This is a genomic window from Neolewinella aurantiaca, assembly GCF_008014675.1.
GTDB lineage: Bacteria > Bacteroidota > Bacteroidia > Chitinophagales > Saprospiraceae > Neolewinella > Neolewinella aurantiaca.
In genome coordinates this window covers 265,827-286,928 of record NZ_VOXD01000002.1, presented here as the reverse complement: position 1 = coordinate 286,928, position 21,102 = coordinate 265,827, and the positions used below count along the sequence as shown (strand labels likewise).

Below are 21,102 nucleotides of genomic sequence, written 5' to 3'. Positions count from 1 at the left end.
AACGCCTAAGCAAGTTAATGTTGCGCTGAAAACAGCTTTTCACATCGCTGCTTTTGCGGCTATCAAGACTAAATATCTCAGAGAATACTATGATCGTAAACGAGCAGAGAACAAGACACACTTGCAAGTACTAAATGCTATCCGGAACAAACTATGTAGAGCGATCTACGCTTGCCACGAAAACAAAGTTATGTATGAAAGAAAGTTGCAAGCTTCTTTGGTTATCTCATAGCAATCGCAGGTGCAATGGCGGTTCGGGGAGGGTGTAGGCGAGGCCTTCTGGGCCGATCAACCTATGCTTTAGTCAACGAACTATACCTGGCAATCAAAGAAGCCTGTTCTTTTAAAAACCACATTTGCACCTGCGGCCACGCCCGAAGCGTTCTTTGTCCTACCCTCCCAAAATCAGAAAGGGGCACCACTCTTACGAGCGGCACCCCTTTATGAAGCGTTATTATTTTATCCCTAAGGAAAAATATTACTGCTTAGTGAAGACGATACTAAAGAACTTAGTTTCACCTAAGCATCCACCAGTAGCAAAATCATTGTAACCAATGGTAATTGTGCTATCATCTGTGAGGTCAAAGCTGGCAGTTCCTGTTTGGATGGCACCAATGGGACCGTCACCACAAGATGCGCTATTTGTAACATTACTAGAAGTAACCACATCACAAGCGAATTCAAGTGTTGGGCTACCAACATCAAATCCGTAAGTAGGCAACCAGAGACGCTCGCCGAGAAGGAAGTTACGGCGAGTAGTTGAGCCAGCCACAGTAGTCAGGTCGACAGTAACACCGGAGAGGTCACCTAAAGCCTGGACGAAAGTTCCGCCGCCGAAGAGGTCAAATTCGTCGTAAACCTCATCGTAAGACAGTGCGTAGGTACCAACGAAGAAATCATCAGGTAACGGGCAGGTTGCATTGACGTTGAAGTCGAAAATACCGCCAAAGGCATTAGTGATTGCAGGAGTGGAATTTCCGGAAGAAAAGACACGACCATCAACATGAACGATTTCGGTAGAGAACTGGAAACGGTCTCCGGAAATCACATCGTCGGCATTGCTTGCCCCCACAAAAGCTGCTACTTCAGAAAAAGGAATTCGAACTGTAAGGCCAAGGTTTCCTTTATCGCCCAGTGGAGCGAAGTCAGAAGGGCCATAGCTCTTGAAAAGAGCACGCCCAGTAGACAGGTCACCACCGTCAGGGTTGTTGTCATCAAAGGAAACGTAAACGTTGTATTGCCCTACGTTTTGTCCTCCGGCGTTGTCTACAAAGTAGACGTCCATTTCGTAGGCAGAGCCACTGAGGTCAGCCAAATCAAACTCGGCAGTTTTTAGTTCGTTGAGGAAAGGAAAGGCACCGAAAAGCAGGGTATCCTGCGTTACAGTTGGTGCGAGTTCATCATCCTTACAGCCAGTAACCAGTACAGAAACTGCCGCAAGAAGGAATAATACTTTCTTAAGCATATTGTTATATTTTAGCCGGCTCAGCTAAGCGCCGGCAATTGATTAAGTTTATAATCAAAATCAGGGCGGGCAACGGCGGGCCGGGCCCGCCCTGATTTTGAAAGGTTCAAATCAGACTAGTAGTTGCAGCTGGCATCGTTCGTGTCCCAGAATACGGGCTCGGTGAAGCCGTCTTTCTGGCTGATGTTCTGGTTGAGATTAACGTGTACAGATGGGTACAGTGCAGAGCGAATGAAAGCACCTGGGTTCGGGTCAATCGCTGGCTGAATCTGACCTGGCAGACAAGTACGACGGTAAAGGTTGTACGCTTCGATACCGTTACCGTAAAGGGCAATCAGGTACTCACGAGCAACGATGCCAAGACGCTCTTCGTCAGAAGAAGCTGCATCGTACTCATCGAGTACGTAGTCTACGTACTGAGTGAAGGTAGAATCAGCAGGGTAAGTATCCTCTACGAATACATCAACCGGTGGGGCCATTGCTACCTGCTCACTTCCGTCAACCAGGCTCTCGAAAGCGCGTACACGCTCCTGAGACAGTTCGATACCGAGCTCAAGGAATTCCCGTGCGTCGCCGTCAGTACCCATTGTAAGGGCAGCTTCTGCGAGGATGAAATGAGTGAAAGATGCTTGCCAAAGCGGAGCAATACCTGCACCTTGAGCACCGTCAACACCAGCGTTTTGAACGTCGTCGTTGGTGATACCATCATCGAACTTACCACCACCTGGGTAAAGACCGTAAACAGTACGCAGCTGCCCGTCTGGTGGAATACCAGAACCGTTGAGGTGATCACGTCCGAAGTATCCCTGGCTGTAGCTACCGAGGCAGTAAGGCATATCTTCAGATACTGCTTCATACCATGCGGGCAGGAAGTCGGGGTCTGGAGTCATGGTCTGGATACAGTCGAAAGCATTCGGGTCATCTTCGTAAGCGCCGATGATATCGGTTTCCTGACGGTAGAAGTAGTAGCGGGTACGGGGATCAGGGAATCCTTTAGACTCAGCAAGAAGCCACATGTACCAGTTGCTCAGGTACTGAGCGTCGCTGGCTTCGTAAGCATTGGGGTAGAACGGGTGGCGGTTGTCCGGGTTGGCACGGTTGTTACCGTACTGAAACTCGAAGTTTTCGCTGTTCGCATCGATGATATCTCCTTCAGCAAGCGCACTGTTGATCGTGCCAGCACCACCAGCTCCGCCAACGAGGCGTGTAGTTACGGCAGCACGAACCTTCATGGTCTTTGCCAGTGTAGCCCAGCCAGTAACGCTACCTCCGTAGAAGTTGTCGAAAGAGGCAGATGCGAAGTTAGAGCCACCATCCAGCAGTGCAAGTGCTTCGTCGAGAAGCGCGATCGCTGCGTTGTATACCTCCTCGCCGCTATCAGCGGTAGGGTTCAGGATCTGGTTGTCGGGGCTTGCACCAAGACCAGCTTCGCTCAGTGGCACGTCGTTGAACAGGTCAACGAGAAGCATCAGTGAGTAAGCCTTCATGATTTTGGCAGAAGCAACTTCTGTGTCCAGGCCGATAGGTTCAGCCAGGGAGATGAAAGCATCGATATCGGGAAAGAGGTCAGCGTAGACATCGTTCCACAGACCGTCGAATTCGGTTGGTCCGTGCGTAGCCTGGTAAGTGAAGCCTCCGATCTCGCCGTTCATGCGGGCAAGACCTGCAGTGAAGCGGTATACCGTCTGGCTGTTGGCCACGTTACGGAAGTTCAGCTGTACGCTGTTGTACAGGGAGACAGCGTCGGCACGCGACGGGTCTACCCCGTTGGGGTTCTCCAGCAGTTCATCCAGGTCCGTACATGCGGCCACTGAAAGGACGATCATTGCCAGAGCAAATTTCTTAAACAAGTTCATATTTATTGCTTGTTGTAGTCTTAATTGAAATGGTTGCTTTGCAAACTCAGGGGCACTCTGTGAGCCGTCCTTTACCGGACAACTTACAGAGGCACCAAAAGAGTTTACTTAGAAAGTCAGGCTGATTGTAGCACCGTACTTTTTGGTCGTAGGACCGGTCAGGTAGTCAAAACCACGGCCGTTACCTACACCGAGAGAGGATACTTCGGGGTCGAAGTTCACACCTTCAGGGAAGTTAGGAGCGTAGTACCAGAGGTTTTCACCAGACAGACGAAGAGAGATAGAACCAAACGGCAGCTTCTCCAGCAGGCTGGAAGGAATGCTGTAGCTCAGGCTGATTTCACGCAGGCGGATAACGGTTGCATCGAAGATAGAACCTTCATCAGCACCGAAGTAACCAGCGAAGAAGTAATCACCAGCGTAACCCTGTACTGTATTCTCGTTGCCTTCAGCATCTTCACCAGGAAGGATCAGTGGGAGGAAACGGTCGAAGTCAGTATCAGTAGTAAGACCACGAGCCAACATGGTAGCGGTTGTTACACTGTAGATGTCGCCACCGTCAGTGTAAGAGAACTGCCAGCCCAGGTTGATGCCTTTGTAGCTGATAGAGTTGAGCCAGTTGGCTGTGTAGTTCGGGTTCGGGTCACCGATAACTTCGATGTCGTTGGTTGCTTCGTACTCACCGGCAGAGTTTACGAACAGGCCGCCGTTGGGGCCGGTTACGAAGGCACTACCCTGGATGGCACCGAAGGGCTGGCCGGGGATAGCGAAGTTACCAAGGTTGGTGTAACCGGCAATATTGATCTGGTCAACACCGTCAGCGATGCTGATAACTTCGTTTTTGTTCTTAGTGATGTTCCAGGTCATGTCCCAGGTAAAGTCTTTGGTTTTTACCGGGATGAGGTTCAGGCTTGCTTCGATACCTTTGTTAGATACTTCGGCAGCGTTGATGAAAGTGGTGCTGTAGCCACTTGCAGGGTCAAGGTCGAGGTCAACGAGAAGGTCGCTGGACTGCTTGTCGTAGATGCTGAAGTCAATACCAACACGGTTGTTGAAGAAACGACCTTCCACACCGAATTCGAGTTCGCCGAGAAGCTCGGGCTCGAGGTTCAGGTTACCCAGGCGGTTGTCAACAAAGTTTGTGTTGAGCGGCTGACCACCAGGAGTCTGGCTTACGTTGGTAGAGCTTCCCAGTGGAGTACGGGTGTTGTACGGAGAAGGGAAACGGGCAGAAGTACCGTAACCGGCACGAAGCTTCAGGTAGTTCAGCACGCGGCTGCCCTGCAGGCTTTCGAAGGCATCCGTTGGTACGAAACTCACACTAACGGAAGGGTAAAGGATAGAACGGTTAGCTGACTCCAGAGTAGAAGACCAGTCGTTACGAGCAGAAGCGGTCAGGTAGAGGTAGCGGTTGTAACCTGCGGTTACACTACCGAATACTCCGAAGTAACCTTCTTCCTCGCGGTACTGGCTACCAACGTGCTCGATGAAGTTATCCTGGTCGAAAAGACCGTAAATGAACTGCTGGCTTGAGCTTACGGTGTTGCGCTGAAACTTATCGTGACGGTCGTTAATACCTACGGTACCGCTGAGGTTGAATGTTTCGCTCAGGTCAGTGTCGAAGTTCAGGCTAAGAACCTGGTCGATGATAGTGTTGGTACGGAGGTTGGTTACCATCTGGCCATCAGGCACCTGGCTACCACCTTTGTTAATTTCACGACGTGAGTTCTGTGTGTAAGTATCCACACCGATTTTGTAGGCTGCAGACAGCCAGTCAGTGATTTCGTAAGAAGCGCTCACGTTACCGAAGTAACGGTTGATTTCTTCAGTGTCGAACATGTTGGCAAGACCCCAGCGTGGGTTCTGGATGTCGTTACCACCACGGTAGTACACCTGGCTACCGTCGATTGGGTTCTGGAATGGGAATCCAGCCAGGTCAACAGAGCGGGGCGTGTAAAGTACGTTGGCAAATACAGAGGCACCGGAAGGGTTGGAACCGAAACCGATAGATGCAGGAGGGCTAACCCGGTTAGAGCTTACGATATTGAGGCTCGACTGGATCTTAAGGCCGTTGGCCAGGTCTACTTTACCACCAATACCTGCATTGTGCTTTTGGTAGGTGTTTTCAGGAACGAAGCCGGTGTCGTCGAGGTAAGAGTAGTTGGCGTTGAAGCTGATGCCATTGCCGAAGTTCTTATCTACGTTTACGCTGGTGTTGTATACAGAACCAGCCTGGAAGAACTCAGATACGTTGTCGTAAGGGCGGTAGTCAAGCTCTGCACCAATGAATTCAGGGAATGCACCGTTGAGTGCTTCACGACCGTAAGGGTGAGGAACGGTGCCGTTCTCGCTGATACCGTTGCTGCCGCGAACGTCGAAAGCAGGACCCCAGTTAGAGAAGAACAGACCGTAGTTGCCGGAGAAACCGTTACCGTAGCTGTTCTGGTAATCAGGAAGGTTAGCAATCTCGGTGCGGGCAATACCCTGAGAAACACTGATTTCGAAACCTTTCTTGGCGTCTGCACCACCCTGACCGTTCTTGGTTGTAACGAGGATTACACCGTTGGCACCCTGCTCACCGTAAAGTACGGTTGCGGAGAGACCTTTAAGTACGTTGATCTCAGCAATGTTGTTAGGATCAAGGTCAAGGAAGCGGCTGGAAGCCGTTGCACCACCCGTTACGAAGTTACGGTCGGTGTTGGTAGCGGTGTTGAAAGGAACACCGTCAACAACAAACAGTGGCTGGTTAGAACCATTGATGGAGCTGTAGCCACGAATGATGATGTTGGTACCCGAACCGGCAACACCTGAAGTCTGGGTAATGTCCACACCTGCAGCTTTACCGCGGAGGATACGGCCCACATCAGACTCAACGCGGTTTTCAACCGCGCCGGAACCGATGGTAGCGACCGAGTAACCAAGTGCCTTCTTCTCCTTACGGATACCGAGGGCGGTTACTACTACCTCGTTCAGCTGGGCTGCGCTCTCAGACATCGTAATGTCCATAACGTTAGCGGCAGTCAGTGGCACCTCGCTGGTGGCAAAGCCTGTGTAGCTAACGACAAGCAACTCGGCGTTGGCAGGTACGTTAAGTGAAAATTTTCCGTCGATGTCGGTGACCGTACCGGAAGTTGTACCCTTAACGAGCACGGAGGCTCCGATAAGGGTCTCACCGGACTCGTCCATGACGGTACCGGTTACCGTCCTCTGCGCCAGCGCAATACTGCACGCAAAAAAGAGGAGCGATAATACTAGTGAAATTCTTTTCATTCTAGTCGAAATTTAGTTGATTACTAGTCTCAAAATGGTTAAGAAATATGGTTAAAATACGGCGAGGGCCAAACCCCGCCTTAAGCTTTGGATTTAGATTGTTCTTGTTGCTGATCTTCTTTGAAAATATTCAGTGTAGTTGATCCTGTGTAATGCGAAGTGTAAAGAAAAAGTCCCTGATAAAATCTTTGGCGATGATTGGTCTCGCCGGTCGGAAGAGATGGTTTGATGTGTAAATGTAAATCTTCCGGAGTGTGAACGCAAAGTTAATAGATTTCGCTGCCCGTCCAAATAACTTTCCTAATTATTTGTTAAGACAAGGGTTCGGCCAAATAGTGATTTGCCGATTCGCAAAGTTGCCAAGTTACCGCAAACACAAAGCCTGGCCACTGTTTGAACACCCATTGACGATGCTCTGGCAGGGTAAATAAAAAGTTAACAACCCCGTAAAGTCGGGGAGCTTACAAACTTAACCTTTGGAGGTACATCTGAATGGTATTTTCCAGTCCGTAATACAGTGCATCGGAGACCAGGGCATGACCAATGCTAACCTCCTGTAAACCCGGCATTTGAGCAGCGAAGAAAGCGAGGTTTTCGAGGTTTAGATCGTGGCCGGCATTGATGCCCAGCCCCAGCTCCCGGGCGTACGCCGACGCTTTGGTGAAAGGAGCGATCGCCGCTTCCCTGTCCCCTTGGTACTGGTGCGCAAATGGCCCTGTATAGAATTCGATCCGGTCGGTACCGACGGCCAGCGCTCCGTCCAGCATCTCCTCATCCGGGTCAACAAAAATCGATGTGCGGATGCCCGCATTTTTTAATCGGTCAATTGTTTTTTTGAGGTAGTCAGCCTTTCCCACGGTGTCCCATCCGTGGTCGCTTGTCAGCTGCCCGGGCTCATCGGGTACCAGGGTTACCTGATCTGGTTTGCTTGCCAGTACCACCTGCATAAATTTCTCTCCCGGATACCCTTCGATGTTCAATTCAGTGGTGCAGACTTCTTTCAGTGCTGCCACATCGGTGTAGCGGGCGTGTCGTTCATCGGGCCGGGGGTGGATAGTGATGCCCTGAGCACCAAAGGCTTCGCAGTCTTTGGCCACTTTTACCAGATTGGGGTAATCGGCTCCCCGGCTGTTACGGATGAGCGCTACTTTGTTGAGGTTGACGGATAAACGTACCATGTTCAGTTGATTTTTGGCGAAGGTAACTTATGCGGCGCGTACGCAGGTGCCGCATAAGTTGGGAAGCAGTGCGAAATAAACGTACTCCCAAAACCCTTCTCTGCACCCGCGGCCGCGCACTATTAATCTTACCTTAATGAACCAACCCTTTAGGTTGATCGCCGTGTTACTATAATATGGACGTGATCCAGACTTATCTTCGCGCCCTCAAGGCATGAACCAACCAAGTGAACACAAGGCCGACAACCTGAAACCCCGCCGCAAAAGCAAAGGCTGGCGCCGTGCAAGGCGCTGGCTTATCGGTCTGCCGCTCATCTTTTTTGGGATCGTGCTGGTGCTTCAACTGCCATCCGTGCAGAACTGGCTTGCAAAACGCGTGACGGCCAGTATGGAAAAAACCCTCGAAACATCGGTTTCCGTAGACAACGTCCGCATCTCGTGGCTGGACGAAATGACGATCGAAGGGCTTTACATCGAAGACAAATACGGAGACACCCTCCTGTACGGCAAAACCCTCGCGGCCGACTTCGACCTCTGGCACGGGCTGGTCATTGAGTCTGTGCTCATTGCAGACACCAACTTCAAAATACGGCGTGACCTTGGCGACGCAGAAAGCAATCTGGAAACCGCGCTCCAAAAACTCTTTCCTCCTAAAGACGAACCGAGCAACACCCCGTTCAACCTGCAACTGAACCAACTGGACCTGAGAAACATCACCTTTACGCAGAACGACAGCGTAAGAGGGCAACGGTGGGACATCAGCCTCGAGTCGGCCGTTGCCAAGATGGACGAACTGGACCTCCCCAACAGTATCATCCGGATCGAAAGAGCAGAGTTACGTTCTCCGCTCGTGAAACAAACCAGCTTCTCCCCCGCCCCACTGGAAACTGCCTTCGACAGCCTTATGATCGAAATGGACGAGCAGGTGATCGATACCAACAAGACCAACCTGCAGATTCTTGCCGGCAGCATTGAAATATACGACGGCAGCTACGTACTTGACAATTTCCGCAAAGACCCCATCGCCGAGGCCGACATCTCCGCTATTGACTTTGCCCGCCTCGGCACGAGCAACGTCGACCTGGAACTCACCGATGTAGATTTCAGCGGCGGCGAGTTCCTGGGCAAACTCCGTCACCTCAGTTTGGAAGAGAAATCGGGCTTCATCCTCGATCGCCTCAGTGTCCAGGACCTCAAAATAACGCCCACCGAACTTCAACTATACGACCTCGAACTCGTGACGGCAGAGAGTCTGCTCTCCGACAGCCTCCACTTTCGTTTCAGAAATGGCTGGGACAGCTGGTCTGACTTCAACAACGAGGTGCGCATGGACATCAACATCAGGAAAAGTAAAGTTGCCGTCCGGGATGTCCTTTACTTTGCCCGCAAGCTGCGGTTCAATCAGTTTTTCCGCGACAACCAACGGCGCAAACTTGAAATAGGCGGAGAACTCCGGGGAATGGTGAACAGCCTTCGCGGCCGGGAAGTGGAACTGGCCCTGGACCAATCGACCAAATTAAAGGGCAGCTTCAGCTCCCGGCAGATTGCCAATCCCGGCTCTGAGTTACTGAACCTCGAGCTCGATGAGCTTACCACCGACATGTACACCCTGCGTCGCCTGCTCCCAAAATTCACGCCACCGGAGAACTTCGACCGCCTTGGGAAGCTTAGTTTCAATGGCCGTTTCGACGGCTTCTTCACCAACTTCGTGGCGGATGGTACGCTGAACTCGGACATCGGCAGCGCGACCCTTGACGTTCAACTCATCACCTCCGACGGCCCCAAGCCGGCCACTTACGCCGGGAAACTGACCCTGGACGATTTTGACCTCGGCATCTGGACGGGTAACCCTCAGTTTGGGCAGATTTCTCTGGACGGTAGCATCGCCAACGGTATCGGCCTCGACGCCAACACCGCCAAGGCCGATCTGGATGCCACCATCCGCAGCTTCACTTTCCGGGAATACGCTTACCAGAATGCCATCATCGATGGCCGGCTGGAGGACAGGTTTTTCAACGGAAACTTCAGCATCGCCGATGATAACATCGATTTTAACTTCCTGGGGGAGATCGACTTCCGCGACTCCATTCCGACCTTCGATTTTGACGCCTCCGTGGGGGAATTCGATCTCCTTGCGCTCAACCTGAGCAAACAACCAATTGCCCTGTCTGGCAACATCGACCTTAACCTCATCGGTACCGATTTCAGCGTAATGGAAGGCCGGGTCGAACTGGACAGTTTCCAGGTACTGGTGGATACCGTTGCCATAACGATCGACAGCCTGCTGGCTTACTCGAACTTCAATCTCGACGGTCAGAAAGTGGTAAAGCTCGAAAGCGACATCGCCCGCGGAGAACTTGTCGGTCGTTTCGACCTTGAAGAAGTAGCTCCAAGTCTTACCGGCTTCCTTGTCAGGCATTACCCCGGCTGGGCCCAACGACTGAAGATAAACCCACCACGAAGCCTGCCGGCGCCAAACCGCTTTAGTTTCGACCTGAGCATTCTGGATTCCCGCGGGCTGAACCGGCTTGCTTCCCCGCAGCTTGGCTCGCTGGTCAATGTAGACCTGAGAGGGAGTTATGATGGTTTCAAGGACAGTCTGGTGATGGAACTCACAGCCCCTGACCTCAGCTTCGCCGAGTTCCGCCTGGTGGACTTCATCCTCCGGGCCAGCAGCAATAAAGGAGAAGGAGACCTCGGATTTGCCGTGGACTCGACTTTTGTCAACGACCGGCATCTGCTGAACCGGGTAACACTCCTGAGCCTGCTCGACGACGAGCTGATCGACTTCGGACTCACCTACGGTGGGGATGAAGACAATATCTTTCTGGATAAGATCAACCTCGACGGGGAACTCAGGCTGCCCGACAGTCTTAATTTCGAACTTCGGTTTGACGAGTCTCAGCTGGAAATATTCCAGCAACGGTGGAACATCCGGCGGGGCAATTACATCGTCTTCGGGCCGAATTATATCGACACCCAGAACTTTGCTCTGCGCAGCGGAAGACTAGCCGGCACCAAGAATGACTACCGTGAAATCCGACTGAGTAAGTTCGGCGACGAGGGCCTTGAACTTGACCTGATGAATATGGATCTATCACTGATCGATTCTATATGGGATTATCCTAACTTAGACTTCAGCGGAGATGTAGATGTTACCGTTTCGGTAGCAGATATTTTCCGGCAGGAAGGCTTACGGGCCCAGTTCAGGTCAGATACTTTCCTGATGAACGGAGAAGACTACGGGTACCTCCGGATCGATGCCTCTGCGCCCAACCCCAAGAGCAAACTGACCACCTACCTGAACCTGAACCGGGACACGGCCCAGCTCATCGCAGAAGCAACCTATAACCTTGCCGATCTGGTAGAGAGTGATCCCCTGCCGGAACAGCAAAAAAACCACCTTGATCTCGGCGTCAACATCAACGGCTACCCGCTGGACCTTGCCAAGTACTGGGTTGGAGGTTCCGTATCGAACATTACCGGCTCTTTCAACGCCGAGCTGAAGGTTGAAGGACAACCCAAAAAGCTTGATGTCGACGGACATATCGACGCTCTTGGCGGAGGCTTTACGATCGATTACCTGCAAACGAGGTACCGTTACAACCAGAGCCGGGTGAACATCAACAATACCCTCTTTGACATTACGGGGACGAAGTTGATTGACCGCTACGGTAATTCAGCAACCCTGAGTGGAGGTATCACTCACGATCGATTGAAAAACCTGGGGATCAATGCGCAGATTACTACGGACCGCTTCCTCGCTCTTGACCTCGCTCCGGGACAGAACCCTAATTTTTATGGAATTGCCATCGGTAGCGGCCTGGTAACTTTTACCGGAGACTTCAAGCAGACAGATATTTACGTCCGTGCAACTGTCGGTAAAGACTCTAAGCTCTCGATACCGGTAGACTATGGAGCGGAGGCCGGTTCCATCGATGATGTCCGCTTCGTGAACCGGAGCCTGTACGTAGAAGACGTAGTTACAGAAAATGCCGGAGAGCCTACCGGGGTGAGCCTGGAGATGGAATTACTGGTAACCGATGAAGCCATCGGAGAGATCATCTTCGACGAAGAAGTAGGCGACATTCTACGGGGACAGGGCAACGGCAACCTCACCTTGAGGATTCCCAGGGACGGAGAGCTGAAGATGTACGGAACCTTTACCATTTCCCGGGGGAGCTACCTCTTTACGTTTTACGACATTATCAATAAAGAGTTTTCCGTACGCCCCGGAGGCACCGTCGTCTGGACCGGAGACCCATTCGAAGCACGGATCAACATTTCGGCAGACTACGAAAACCTCCAGACACCAATTCTTAACTTCATTCAGGAGTACCTCGTCAGCGACGTCGACAACAACCTCACAACCGTTGCCAGCCGGGCAACCGACGTGGACCTCTCCCTCAAACTCGCCGGCCTTCTTACCAAGCCCGACATCAATTTCGACATAGGTTTCCCCAGCCTGGATGGCCCGTTGGAGAGCTATGCAAACAACAAACGCCGGCTGTTACTTTTAGACCCGAACGAGCTCAACCGCCAGGTCTTCGGCCTCATCGTCGCCGGGCAGTTTCTGCCCTCAGATTTATCCATCGGTTTCGGCGATGCAGTGGTAAATACGGTGAGCGAGTGGCTCTCTAACTACGTAAGCCTGTTGCTGAACGATTTGGTTAAGAATGCCTTCGGCGAAGATGCCTTTATTTCCTCCTTCAACTTTGACGTTGCCTACAACAATTACCGCAACGCGAGCATCAGCAGTTCTTCGGTTACCAGTCGTGGTTCTGCCTTTGAGTTTTCCTTCAGTCGCGACTTCAACAATCGCTTCACGCTGCGCCACGACCTCAACGTTCTCAACAACAATGAAGCGTTTGCCTCCGGGACTTTTGTGGGCAACAATTTTGTGCTGGAGTACGTCCTCAACGACTCCAGAACCCTGAAGTTAAGAGGCTATGAACGCCTTCAGCCCGACATTGCCGGAGGTCGCCGAATCCAGGTAGGTACAGGACTGAGCTGGCGCAGAGAGTTCGATACCTTCAAGGAATTCTTTGACGGCTTCAAAAAAGACGTTGAAAGGTCGCAGCAGTAGCGTCTAGCCCTTGACTTTACGGACAATCCGCTCAACTTCATCCGCCAGATTCTCCCAGCAGTTCAGAGCATTCAGCCCTAACACATCAAAGCCTACTGATCGTAGTTCTTCCTGCCTGACCATTTCGACCTCTTTGTCGGCCCTGCCAGGCAGGCGGCCATCGGGTAGGAGAACGGATTTCCTCCCCGAAGGAGACTGCAGCACGAGAGGGAGAAAGGTGTCTCGCCACGGCACGTATATCTCAATAAAATGATCGGGGAGCTCTGCTTTCAGGGCATTTCCGAACTGTACGGCAAGGGGATGCGGGCCTGGCTCGGGCAAACCGCAGCGGATACGGACTTCACGGCCCAGCGCTGCCAGCGCTCCCCGGTCGAATGGTTCTGCTTCTGCGGCCTCTGCGGCCCGTAACAATACGGAAGTCAGAAAAGCTCCGTTGATCCCGTCACTTAAAAGCCCTTGGGTGATAGTATTCGGGGAAAGGGTATGAAAGAACGTAATCTCCGGAGCAGAAGCAATAAGTGATTCCCAGGTGTCGATCAGGCACTTTCCTGCTTCGTCCGTAAGCTTCTCCGGTAAAAAGACATTCAACTTATCCACCGTGCTTCCATCCCAATCACTCAGCGGACACCACGGCGAAGAGTCGTCGGACTGAAAAAGTACGCAGTTGGGCGGGCCAGCAGGTGAAGATCCGGCAACTCGTTCACGCCACGCAGGAGGGTGCAATGGCTGAAACGACTGACTGAACAACAGAACCGGGTCTCGGTGGCCACTCACCGCTACGGGCAAAGCAGAGACATCCGACAAAGGATTGACGGATAGGGTCTTCGCAATGATTTCGCCGTTAAAATCATCTTTCCCGCTGAGGTCAAGCAACAGGTCTTCGGAGGTGGCTGACGGCCAGGCTTCGCCTGGCCTCACAAAACCGAGGTTCCCGGCTTTTACCTGCACCGATTCGGAAGCACTGACCGTTACCGGACCGGGCTCAATGCTCTCCAGAAAAAAGCGCTCAGGCCGCTGCTCCCGTTCGAGGCATCGCTCGAAGTACCAGCTGCTGAAAGCCGTTTCCCAATCTTCTGGTGGCAAGTCCAGAAGCGGCGCTAAAAGACGACGCAAGTGCGCTGGTTGTGCGTACCAGAAATGGCGCTGATCATAAAACACGGGCAGCTCACCGAGATGGAGCTCAGTATTCCTCAGCTTACCAAGCAGGCTGTCCAGCTGTTGTAATTGCCGCGGAGTAGTAGCTGCATCGGTCACCCGTAGTGGCAGTTGATATAGTCCCGCTTCGTCTACCTCTCTCAACAAGTCATTCAGAGCCCCCTCCAGCTCCCGGAGCCGGTTAGGATCACCGTGGCGGGGATTGACCGTCAGTGCACTCAGAGACAGTCCGTCTGTCTTCAATTCCCGTCCCATCAGCGTAAAGGCAGCGTTCAGCGCCTCCCGCTCATTTTCCAGGTTTGCCCGGAGGCTTTCGCCGTCGGCATTTACGGTTTCCTCCTCAGTCTTCCGGTGAGCTGCTTTCAGGTAATTTTCCCACCTGACCGCTATTTCGGCAAATACTTTTCGCTGACGACGGCCGGTCATTTCCTCCGCCTGAGTAAGCTCTCGTTCCAGCTTTTCCAGCTCATTCGTCTTCTCTCTCAGTTCCCGGCGTTTTTCCGTGGCAACGGAACGCGCATGCTGGTTGATGACCAACAGGAAATTCCGGTGCAGTTTGTCTCCGCGTTCGAGGTATTCAGTTAAATGCGAACGGATAAAGGCGGTACTCTCTTCCAGATTACGGTACCTGAAAAAACCGGTATTCAGGTCTTCCAGTCCGTTGCTCACCCCTGGCAAACGGTTGTAACGCCTTACGGCGCCCCGCAATCGTTCCAATAAATCGAGGTACTCATCGGGAGTGAAAGCGAAACCCTCCGTAGAAATGAACGGATTCAACAGGCATGAGGCTTCTTTTGTCCCTTTTTCCAACCACAACCCTACGGTTTCGGAGAATGAATAGTCACCAAAAAAACGATCATGATTTGCTGGGGGCAAAGCGTGGTATTTTTCACTACCACTCCCCTGCCCTCCGACTTGCAGTTTTTCAATCAGCCGGAGAAACTGAGCCTCATCACCAGGAAAACGGGTCTTTACCCACACTCTTCCTCCGGCCCTGACTGTTGCTAAGGCCGCGCGTGCGCTCCACAGCAAGCGCCCGGGTCCGCGGACGCTCCGCACCGGTCCGCTTTCCGGACCCGACACGGGGTATATTTCTGGTAATTTATCCTTCGAAGCCAGGGCTCTCATAGTATTTTATGGTTCAGATGTAGGCAACTTTTCATACCTTTAGCACGACAATCCGGCAACAGAAACAATGCGAATTTACCTTCAAGTCTGCCCGGACACCAACCAAATCAGTGCTTTTCTTCCTTGTGTGGGTACAGACAGGCTGATTTTAGGGCAATTGGGTCAGCACATTTTCACACTTTGAAGTGTTTCTCAACTTTGGGGCAGAATTTCGTTTTGTTAAAAGAACTAACCGTTTTTCTGCCGGTGAGTTTGCCATTCGGTGAGCGTATCTCTTCAGGTTCGTCTTGCCACTACTCCCGGCTCCCCTTTTTAATACCAGACTCTCCGCCTCCAACCGGCGAGGGTTACTCCATCTAAAACAATTATGAATCGAGTTGCAGTTATTCTAACCGATGCTAACCGACGCATTCTATGGGTAAATCAGGATTTCGAATTCGTCACCGGATACGAAACAGGAGAAGTTATCGGCAAAAGCCCGGGGCACATCCTTCAGGGGCCGCAAACTGAACCTGACGCCATCCAACGTATCAAGGATGGGCTGGCCAGCGAAGAACCGTTCAAAGAAACAATCACCAATCACCGGAAAAACGGAGAAGCCTATCTCTGTAAACTCGTGATACACCCCATCCACAACGCTGAAAACAAGTTGGTCAACTACATCGCATTTGAGGTCGACGGCGACCGGGTGGTACACGACCACCGAATTTCGTTGCTCAACCTCAAAGACCGGTACCGGACCAGCAGCTTGCGTGGCCTTGACGAGCTCCGTTTGTTCGAGCGCATCAAAGAGGTCATGGCCACCGAAAAACTGTACCTCAATCCCGACCTTACCCTACGTAAGCTATCCCTTAAACTGGATACCAATACCAAATACCTGAGCCAGGTGATTAACCACCACGGCGGAACAAATTTCCTCTCCTTTATCAACAGCTTCCGCATCGAAGCGGTGGTTAGTCGTATCAAAGCCGGGGAATTTCGTCAGCACACCTTCTTCGGCATCGCGCAGCGCTGCGGCTTTAAAAACAAGAGCACTTTTTACAAGGTATTCAGGGAAATGACCAACAGTACGCCAAAGGCGTACGCCGAAAAAATATCTTCCGAAAATGTAAAATAGTGTGACCCCGGGCGGATGAATAATCCCGATTGCACCTCCATTTTGGCTACACGAGCCTGGCGATCAGTCCCAGCACTTCATCGTGCTCCACCCGGCAGGTTACCGCAGTATCGTAGTCTATCCCACCGTCGGGGTCGTAGTCGAAAAACGTGGAAACCTCTCCTTCTTCGAAGGGCTTACGTTCATACTTATTGACGTATCGGCTATTGCCGGCGTCTTCAAGCCAGATGACGTTATCGGGTAGTTCTTTCATTCGTAGTGCAAAAGTTGCCAGTCAATATCATTTCACGGTAAACCACTCCCGGGCCGACCTCGCCGGCAAGACTGTTGCCGAAATACGGCCTTCTGCCACCAGAAAGTACTCTTCGATTTCCTCTCCGGGCAGGGTGATGGTATAGTTACCGTCCGCTTCGGCCTTGAGTTCTTTGTACGCAAAGGTTCCTGCGCCCTCCCGCCGGTGGGCCACCCATACGGGCTGGCCGGAATCTCCTTCTTCCAGTGAAACGGAAACGACCACCTCGTCGCCTGATTTAACGGCAGTATGGTTGGCAATCACGGGCACCGGTTGCGCGTAGAGTTTGTGCTCTTTCAGGTAATTGCCCCGCTTCTTGAAAAATTCTTCAACACCGATCACTTTACCGCCCGCAACCTCTACTGTTCCGTGGTAATTCAGGGTGTAGTTCTCGGTAGGATACAGAGGATTCGGCTCGTGAATCACAAGAGAAGAAATCACTTCGCGGATTTTTTTTGCCCGTTCGTCGTACAGCCCTGAGGCAAATTGCTCGTCGTATATGGTACGCAGGTGGGCAACGTACATTTTGCGGTACAGCGGGTTGTCAAAAAGGCGCAGAATTAGGGGACGGTCCTCATTGCGTTCTGAAAAATGGATAAAGGGGCTCAACGAAACGAGTTCATCATCGGTCAGGATTCGTTTTTCATCCAGCAGGCGGAAGCCGCCCATGCTCAGGTTGAGGTCCCAGACGATGGGCCGCCAGATACCGGATTCGTCTTTCAGCAGGTAATAATTGTGGCAAAATGCACCGAGATAACTGTCGAGGTTTGCAAGCGCGTTATCGAAAGCAAGCATCCATAGCGCTTCGTCTACGTTGAGGATACCGTTGAGATCCGAATCTTCTTCCGTCACAGCTTCGCTCAGGTCCATGAGCTCTCCCCAGCCATAATCAGATTTTTTCAATTCGTAGCGGGCGGCATAGCAGGCGGTGTCTTCCCCGATGTAGGCCAGGTTAGCACCAATGCCGGGCGGGCAGTTTTCCGGGGCGTCCTCTTTGCTTTCCGGGTCACATTTGAACATTATTCCGTTGGTGGTCGCAAACTCCTCTTCCCAGAAATTCTCGTCGATCGATTCGGTCAGGTTGTACAGGCCGTAGTACTCACCGTCAACGGTCAAGCGGGCATAATTACACTCCGGAGCGGCCATATAGTCACGGACGATCTGGTAGCTCAGGGTTTCGCGCAGATAGCTGGGATCACGGAATAGATTACTCAGTTTCAGCGTCTCATATTTCCCGTTTACGCTCTGTTTTTTATTGATGTAACTGAGCTTGATGTTGAAGGGTAACTTCTTCTTCTCCGCGCGGGCCGGAGCGAAATAAGAACTGTTTCCCTTCAGCCGGACGCCCACACTATCGTAAGTGACACCATCCACTTTGAGCGTGGCCGTAACGCGTTTTTTTTGCAATTGCTTTTTCCAGGCGTTCAGTTTCTTTTTCCAGTTATCATCGTGCATTTCCAGCTCTATTTCCACTACGTGCTCCAGTGCGTAGAGGTCTTCCTGAGCATTCATCAGGGCGGGGCCGCAGGTGCAAAGTATGGTAAATATAGCAAGGTAGGTTAGCCGTTGTACAACGCTCATTCGATCAGTTGGATAGATTAAGGGCCGTAAGGTACGGCTTGCACATTGGGAACGCACAAGTTTGGCTGATTATGATTCAACAAGCCTCCTCAAGAGCGCACAATGCATCCTGCGTCCGCGCCGCCGCTGTTTTACGCACCTCCGAACGGGCGGTGGTGAACCTGATCTGCTCCCCCGGACTTATAGTTTTATGATCATCCGCCTCTCGCTTCTCTTCGTGCTTGCACTCACCGTTTCCGGCCTTCACGCTCAGGGTATTCAACTGGACCTGCCTACCTTCAACCAACAAAGCCTTGATCACCAGAAAACCGCCATGCTTACCCTCGGCGGCTGGGCAGTAGCCAACATCGCCACCGGTGTCGCCCTCCAGGGCTCTGCGGACGGCGCTACGAAACATTTTCACCGCATGAACGCACTGTGGAACGGTGTCAATCTGGCCATCGCGGGCTTGGGTTACTACTCCGCCCTGAAATCGGACCCCGCTGCCTGGGACCTGGCCACCAGCCTGAGTAAGCACCAGGGCTTTCAGAAGGTACTGCTCTTTAATGCCGGGCTCGATGTAGGCTACATCATGGGCGGGCTTTACCTCACCGAGCGGGCCAAACGGCCGGACGTGAACGCTGATCAACTCAAAGGATTTGGTCAGAGCATCATGCTGCAGGGCGCCTTCCTGATGGTTTTTGACCTGGCCAACTATTTCATCGCGGCGGGGAGAAACACGGACATTCCGCTCCTGCTGCGTGCAACGGAAAACGGACTGGGCATGATCATCCATTTCTAAGAACCGATAAAACCGACAAAGAAAATAACACCCCAAACCCTGCTGTTCGCTCAGTAAACTTCGCAACCTAAACACACCTCCCGGCGTTTTCTTTGACACCGCCATGATTTGCGGACTGTTTCTATAGCATGCAAAGCTTTTAAGCATTAAAGATTAACGTTACCTTTGCGCCCGTATGAAGAATATTCGCAACTTCTGTGTTATTGCCCACATTGACCATGGCAAGAGTACCCTTTCCGACCGACTCCTCGACTTTACCCAGTCTGTAGGAGAACGCCAGAAGATGGACCAACAGCTCGACGACATGGATCTCGAACGCGAGCGCGGCATCACCATCAAGAGCCACGCCATCCAGATGCACTACAAGCATACGGACGGGACCGGATATGTCTTCAACATGATTGACACGCCCGGCCACGTAGATTTCAGCTACGAAGTATCCCGCTCGATTGCCGCCTGTGAAGGTGCTTTATTGCTCGTCGATGCTACTCAGGGTATCCAGGCACAGACCATCTCCAACCTCTTCCTCGCCCTGGAGCACGACCTCGAAATCATCCCCGTGCTCAACAAGGTTGACATGGAAACAGCCCGCATCGAAGAGATGGCCGATCAGATGATCGAGCTCACGGGCTGCGCCCGTGAAGACATCATCGAAGCATCCGGCAAGACCGGCATCGGTGTGCAGGAAATCATGACCGCCGTCGTCGAGCGCGTCCCTCCGCCCAGCGGAGACCCCGAAGCGCCGCTTCAGGCCCTTATCTTCGACTCCGTATTCAACCCTTTTCGCGGCGTGATTGCTTACGTCCGGATCATGAACGGCTCCCTGAAGAAACTGCAAGACATCAAGTTTATCGCCACGGGTGCGGTCTACACCGCCAACGAAGTTGGCGCGATGGAGATTACACCTAAGCCACAGAACGAAATTGGCTGTGGCAGCGTAGGCTACATCATCACCGGCGTAAAGAACAGTTCCGAAATCAAGGTGGGTGACACGGTCACTCTCAAGGAAAACCCGGCCGAGATGCTCTCCGGCTTCGAAGAAGTGAAACCGATGGTTTTCGCGGGTATCTTCCCGCTGGACAACGACGACTTCGAACCGCTCCGCGACAGCCTCGAAAAGCTTCAGCTCAACGACGCCAGTCTCGTCTTCGAGCCCGAAACATCCGCCGCCCTCGGCTACGGTTTCCGTTGTGGCTTCCTCGGGATGCTCCACCTCGAAATCGTGCAGGAACGTCTGTTCCGTGAATTCGGCATGGACGTAATCACCACCGTCCCGAACGTAACCTACCGTGTCACCGATACCAAAGGCGTGGTCACCGAAATCCGCAACCCTGCGGAACTTCCGGAGCAAAACAACCGCCAGATGGTGGAAGAGCCCATCATTTTCGCTCAGATCATCACCACCACCGATTACATCGGTGCGATCATGAACCTCTGCATCGACAAGCGTGGAACGCTTACCAAGCAGACCTACCTCAGCCCTCAACGCGTAGAACTACACTTCGAGCTTCCTCTCGCAGAAATCGTCTTTGATTTCTACGACCGCCTCAAAAGCCTCAGCCGTGGTTACGCCAGCTTCGATTACCAACCGAAGGATTACCAGGAAACCGACCTCGTGCGGATGGACATCAAGCTCAACGGTGAGAACGTCGATGCACTTAGCGCTCTCGTTCACCGCTCGAAAGCTCAGTACGTAGGACGGGGCATGTGCAAGAAGCTGCGTGAGCTGCTCCCCCGCCAGCAGTTCATGATTGCCATCCAGGCTGCCATCGGCGCCAAGGTAATCGCCCGGGAAACCCTCTCTGCCATGCGCAAAGACGTTACGGCCAAGTGTTACGGTGGAGACATTTCGCGTAAGCGTAAGCTCCTCGAGAAGCAAAAGGCAGGTAAGCGTAAGATGCGCCAGTTCGGTAAAGTAGAGGTGCCGCAGAAGGCGTTCCTGGAGTGTCTGAAACTGGACTAGTAGATAGAGTGAAGTGAGTAACAGGTAGTGCTGCCGCGCGTTGGAAGCGTCGGAGAAAAGAAGTAGGTGGAATGTAGTCAGTAATGCCGCTGCATTTTTCACTTCTTCTTGCAACTTTCAGATTGCTTCAGAGCATTATCCTGTCAGTCACGGCAATGCCCGTGGCGCAACCCGGAACAGCCAGAAAGTAGGTTCCTTCGTTTGGTTTGACTATCCCACATCCGGGGTAG

General features: G+C 52.3%; 11 protein-coding genes and 1 pseudogene. 5 read left to right on the top strand and 7 right to left on the bottom strand.

Translation table 11 applies throughout. From position 1 onward, the window contains the following. Positions 1-232, top strand: a pseudogene (locus FUA23_RS22525) (IS110 family transposase); the annotation flags it as partial. A gap of 246 nt (positions 233-478) precedes the next feature. Here the strand turns inward: FUA23_RS22525 and FUA23_RS02305 are convergent. The 4 genes from FUA23_RS02305 to FUA23_RS02290 form a co-directional block, all read right to left on the bottom strand. Further along, positions 479-1,465 (bottom strand): hypothetical protein, encoded by a 987-nt coding sequence (locus FUA23_RS02305; protein ID WP_147929091.1) that lies wholly within the window; start codon positions 1,463-1,465, stop codon positions 479-481. 116 nt (positions 1,466-1,581) lie between these two features. Beyond that, the gene (locus tag FUA23_RS02300) at positions 1,582-3,321 is read right to left on the bottom strand and encodes a SusD/RagB family nutrient-binding outer membrane lipoprotein (protein WP_147929090.1); all 1,740 of its coding nucleotides are present in this window, start codon (positions 3,319-3,321) and stop codon (positions 1,582-1,584) included. 108 nt (positions 3,322-3,429) lie between these two features. Beyond that, positions 3,430-6,591 carry a SusC/RagA family TonB-linked outer membrane protein gene (locus tag FUA23_RS02295; protein WP_147929089.1) on the bottom strand — a complete coding sequence of 1,054 codons (3,162 nt, stop codon included), beginning with the start codon at positions 6,589-6,591 and terminating at the stop codon, positions 3,430-3,432. A gap of 461 nt (positions 6,592-7,052) precedes the next feature. Beyond that, complete coding sequence (locus tag FUA23_RS02290) at positions 7,053-7,769, bottom strand: pyridoxine 5'-phosphate synthase (protein ID WP_147929088.1); 717 nt, start codon at positions 7,767-7,769, stop codon at positions 7,053-7,055. Between the two features lie 214 nt (positions 7,770-7,983). Between FUA23_RS02290 and FUA23_RS02285 the strand changes: the two genes are divergently transcribed. Beyond that, complete coding sequence (locus FUA23_RS02285; RefSeq protein ID WP_147929087.1) at positions 7,984-12,855, top strand: translocation/assembly module TamB domain-containing protein; 4,872 nt, start codon at positions 7,984-7,986, stop codon at positions 12,853-12,855. Positions 12,856-12,858: 3 nt separating this feature from the next. Here the strand turns inward: FUA23_RS02285 and FUA23_RS02280 are convergent, their stop codons facing one another. After that, positions 12,859-14,886, bottom strand: coding sequence for an AAA family ATPase (locus tag FUA23_RS02280; protein ID WP_147929086.1), 2,028 nt, complete (start codon positions 14,884-14,886; stop codon positions 12,859-12,861). Between the two features lie 619 nt (positions 14,887-15,505). On the opposite strand from FUA23_RS02280, the gene FUA23_RS02275 reads away from it, so the two are divergent. Continuing rightward, positions 15,506-16,255, top strand: a complete 750-nt coding sequence (locus tag FUA23_RS02275) for a PAS domain-containing protein (RefSeq protein ID WP_147929085.1) — start codon at positions 15,506-15,508, stop codon at positions 16,253-16,255. 46 nt (positions 16,256-16,301) lie between these two features. Here FUA23_RS02275 and FUA23_RS02270 read toward each other — a convergent pair whose 3' ends face one another. Together FUA23_RS02270 and FUA23_RS02265 are read right to left on the bottom strand one after the other, a co-directional pair. Then, positions 16,302-16,508 (bottom strand): hypothetical protein, encoded by a 207-nt coding sequence (locus FUA23_RS02270; protein WP_147929084.1) that lies wholly within the window; start codon positions 16,506-16,508, stop codon positions 16,302-16,304. A gap of 27 nt (positions 16,509-16,535) precedes the next feature. Continuing rightward, a complete protein-coding gene (locus FUA23_RS02265) occupies positions 16,536-18,128 on the bottom strand; it encodes a CotH kinase family protein (RefSeq protein ID WP_147929083.1) in 1,593 nt (530 codons plus the stop codon). Between the two features lie 190 nt (positions 18,129-18,318). Here FUA23_RS02265 and FUA23_RS02260 point away from each other — a divergent pair, with 190 nt between their 5' ends. Both FUA23_RS02260 and lepA read left to right on the top strand, forming a co-directional pair. Continuing rightward, the gene (locus FUA23_RS02260; RefSeq protein ID WP_147929082.1) at positions 18,319-18,909 is read left to right on the top strand and encodes a DUF6992 family protein; all 591 of its coding nucleotides are present in this window, start codon (positions 18,319-18,321) and stop codon (positions 18,907-18,909) included. Positions 18,910-19,084: 175 nt separating this feature from the next. Continuing rightward, on the top strand, positions 19,085-20,872 hold the full coding sequence (gene lepA, locus FUA23_RS02255; RefSeq protein WP_147929081.1) for a translation elongation factor 4: 1,788 nt from the start codon (positions 19,085-19,087) through the stop codon (positions 20,870-20,872). The last annotated feature ends 230 nt before the right edge of the window (positions 20,873-21,102 follow it).

Coding starts and splice junctions, on each gene's coding strand:
- FUA23_RS02260 (WP_147929082.1), top strand. CDS start 18,319: ATGATCATCCGCCTCTCGCTTCTCTTCGTGCTTGCACTCACCGTTTCC.
- FUA23_RS02265 (WP_147929083.1), bottom strand. CDS start 18,128: ATGAGCGTTGTACAACGGCTAACCTACCTTGCTATATTTACCATACTT.
- FUA23_RS02275 (WP_147929085.1), top strand. CDS start 15,506: ATGAATCGAGTTGCAGTTATTCTAACCGATGCTAACCGACGCATTCTA.
- FUA23_RS02305 (WP_147929091.1), bottom strand. CDS start 1,465: ATGCTTAAGAAAGTATTATTCCTTCTTGCGGCAGTTTCTGTACTGGTT.
- FUA23_RS02300 (WP_147929090.1), bottom strand. CDS start 3,321: ATGAACTTGTTTAAGAAATTTGCTCTGGCAATGATCGTCCTTTCAGTG.
- FUA23_RS02270 (WP_147929084.1), bottom strand. CDS start 16,508: ATGAAAGAACTACCCGATAACGTCATCTGGCTTGAAGACGCCGGCAAT.
- FUA23_RS02295 (WP_147929089.1), bottom strand. CDS start 6,591: ATGAAAAGAATTTCACTAGTATTATCGCTCCTCTTTTTTGCGTGCAGT.
- lepA (WP_147929081.1), top strand. CDS start 19,085: ATGAAGAATATTCGCAACTTCTGTGTTATTGCCCACATTGACCATGGC.
- FUA23_RS02285 (WP_147929087.1), top strand. CDS start 7,984: ATGAACCAACCAAGTGAACACAAGGCCGACAACCTGAAACCCCGCCGC.
- FUA23_RS02290 (WP_147929088.1), bottom strand. CDS start 7,769: ATGGTACGTTTATCCGTCAACCTCAACAAAGTAGCGCTCATCCGTAAC.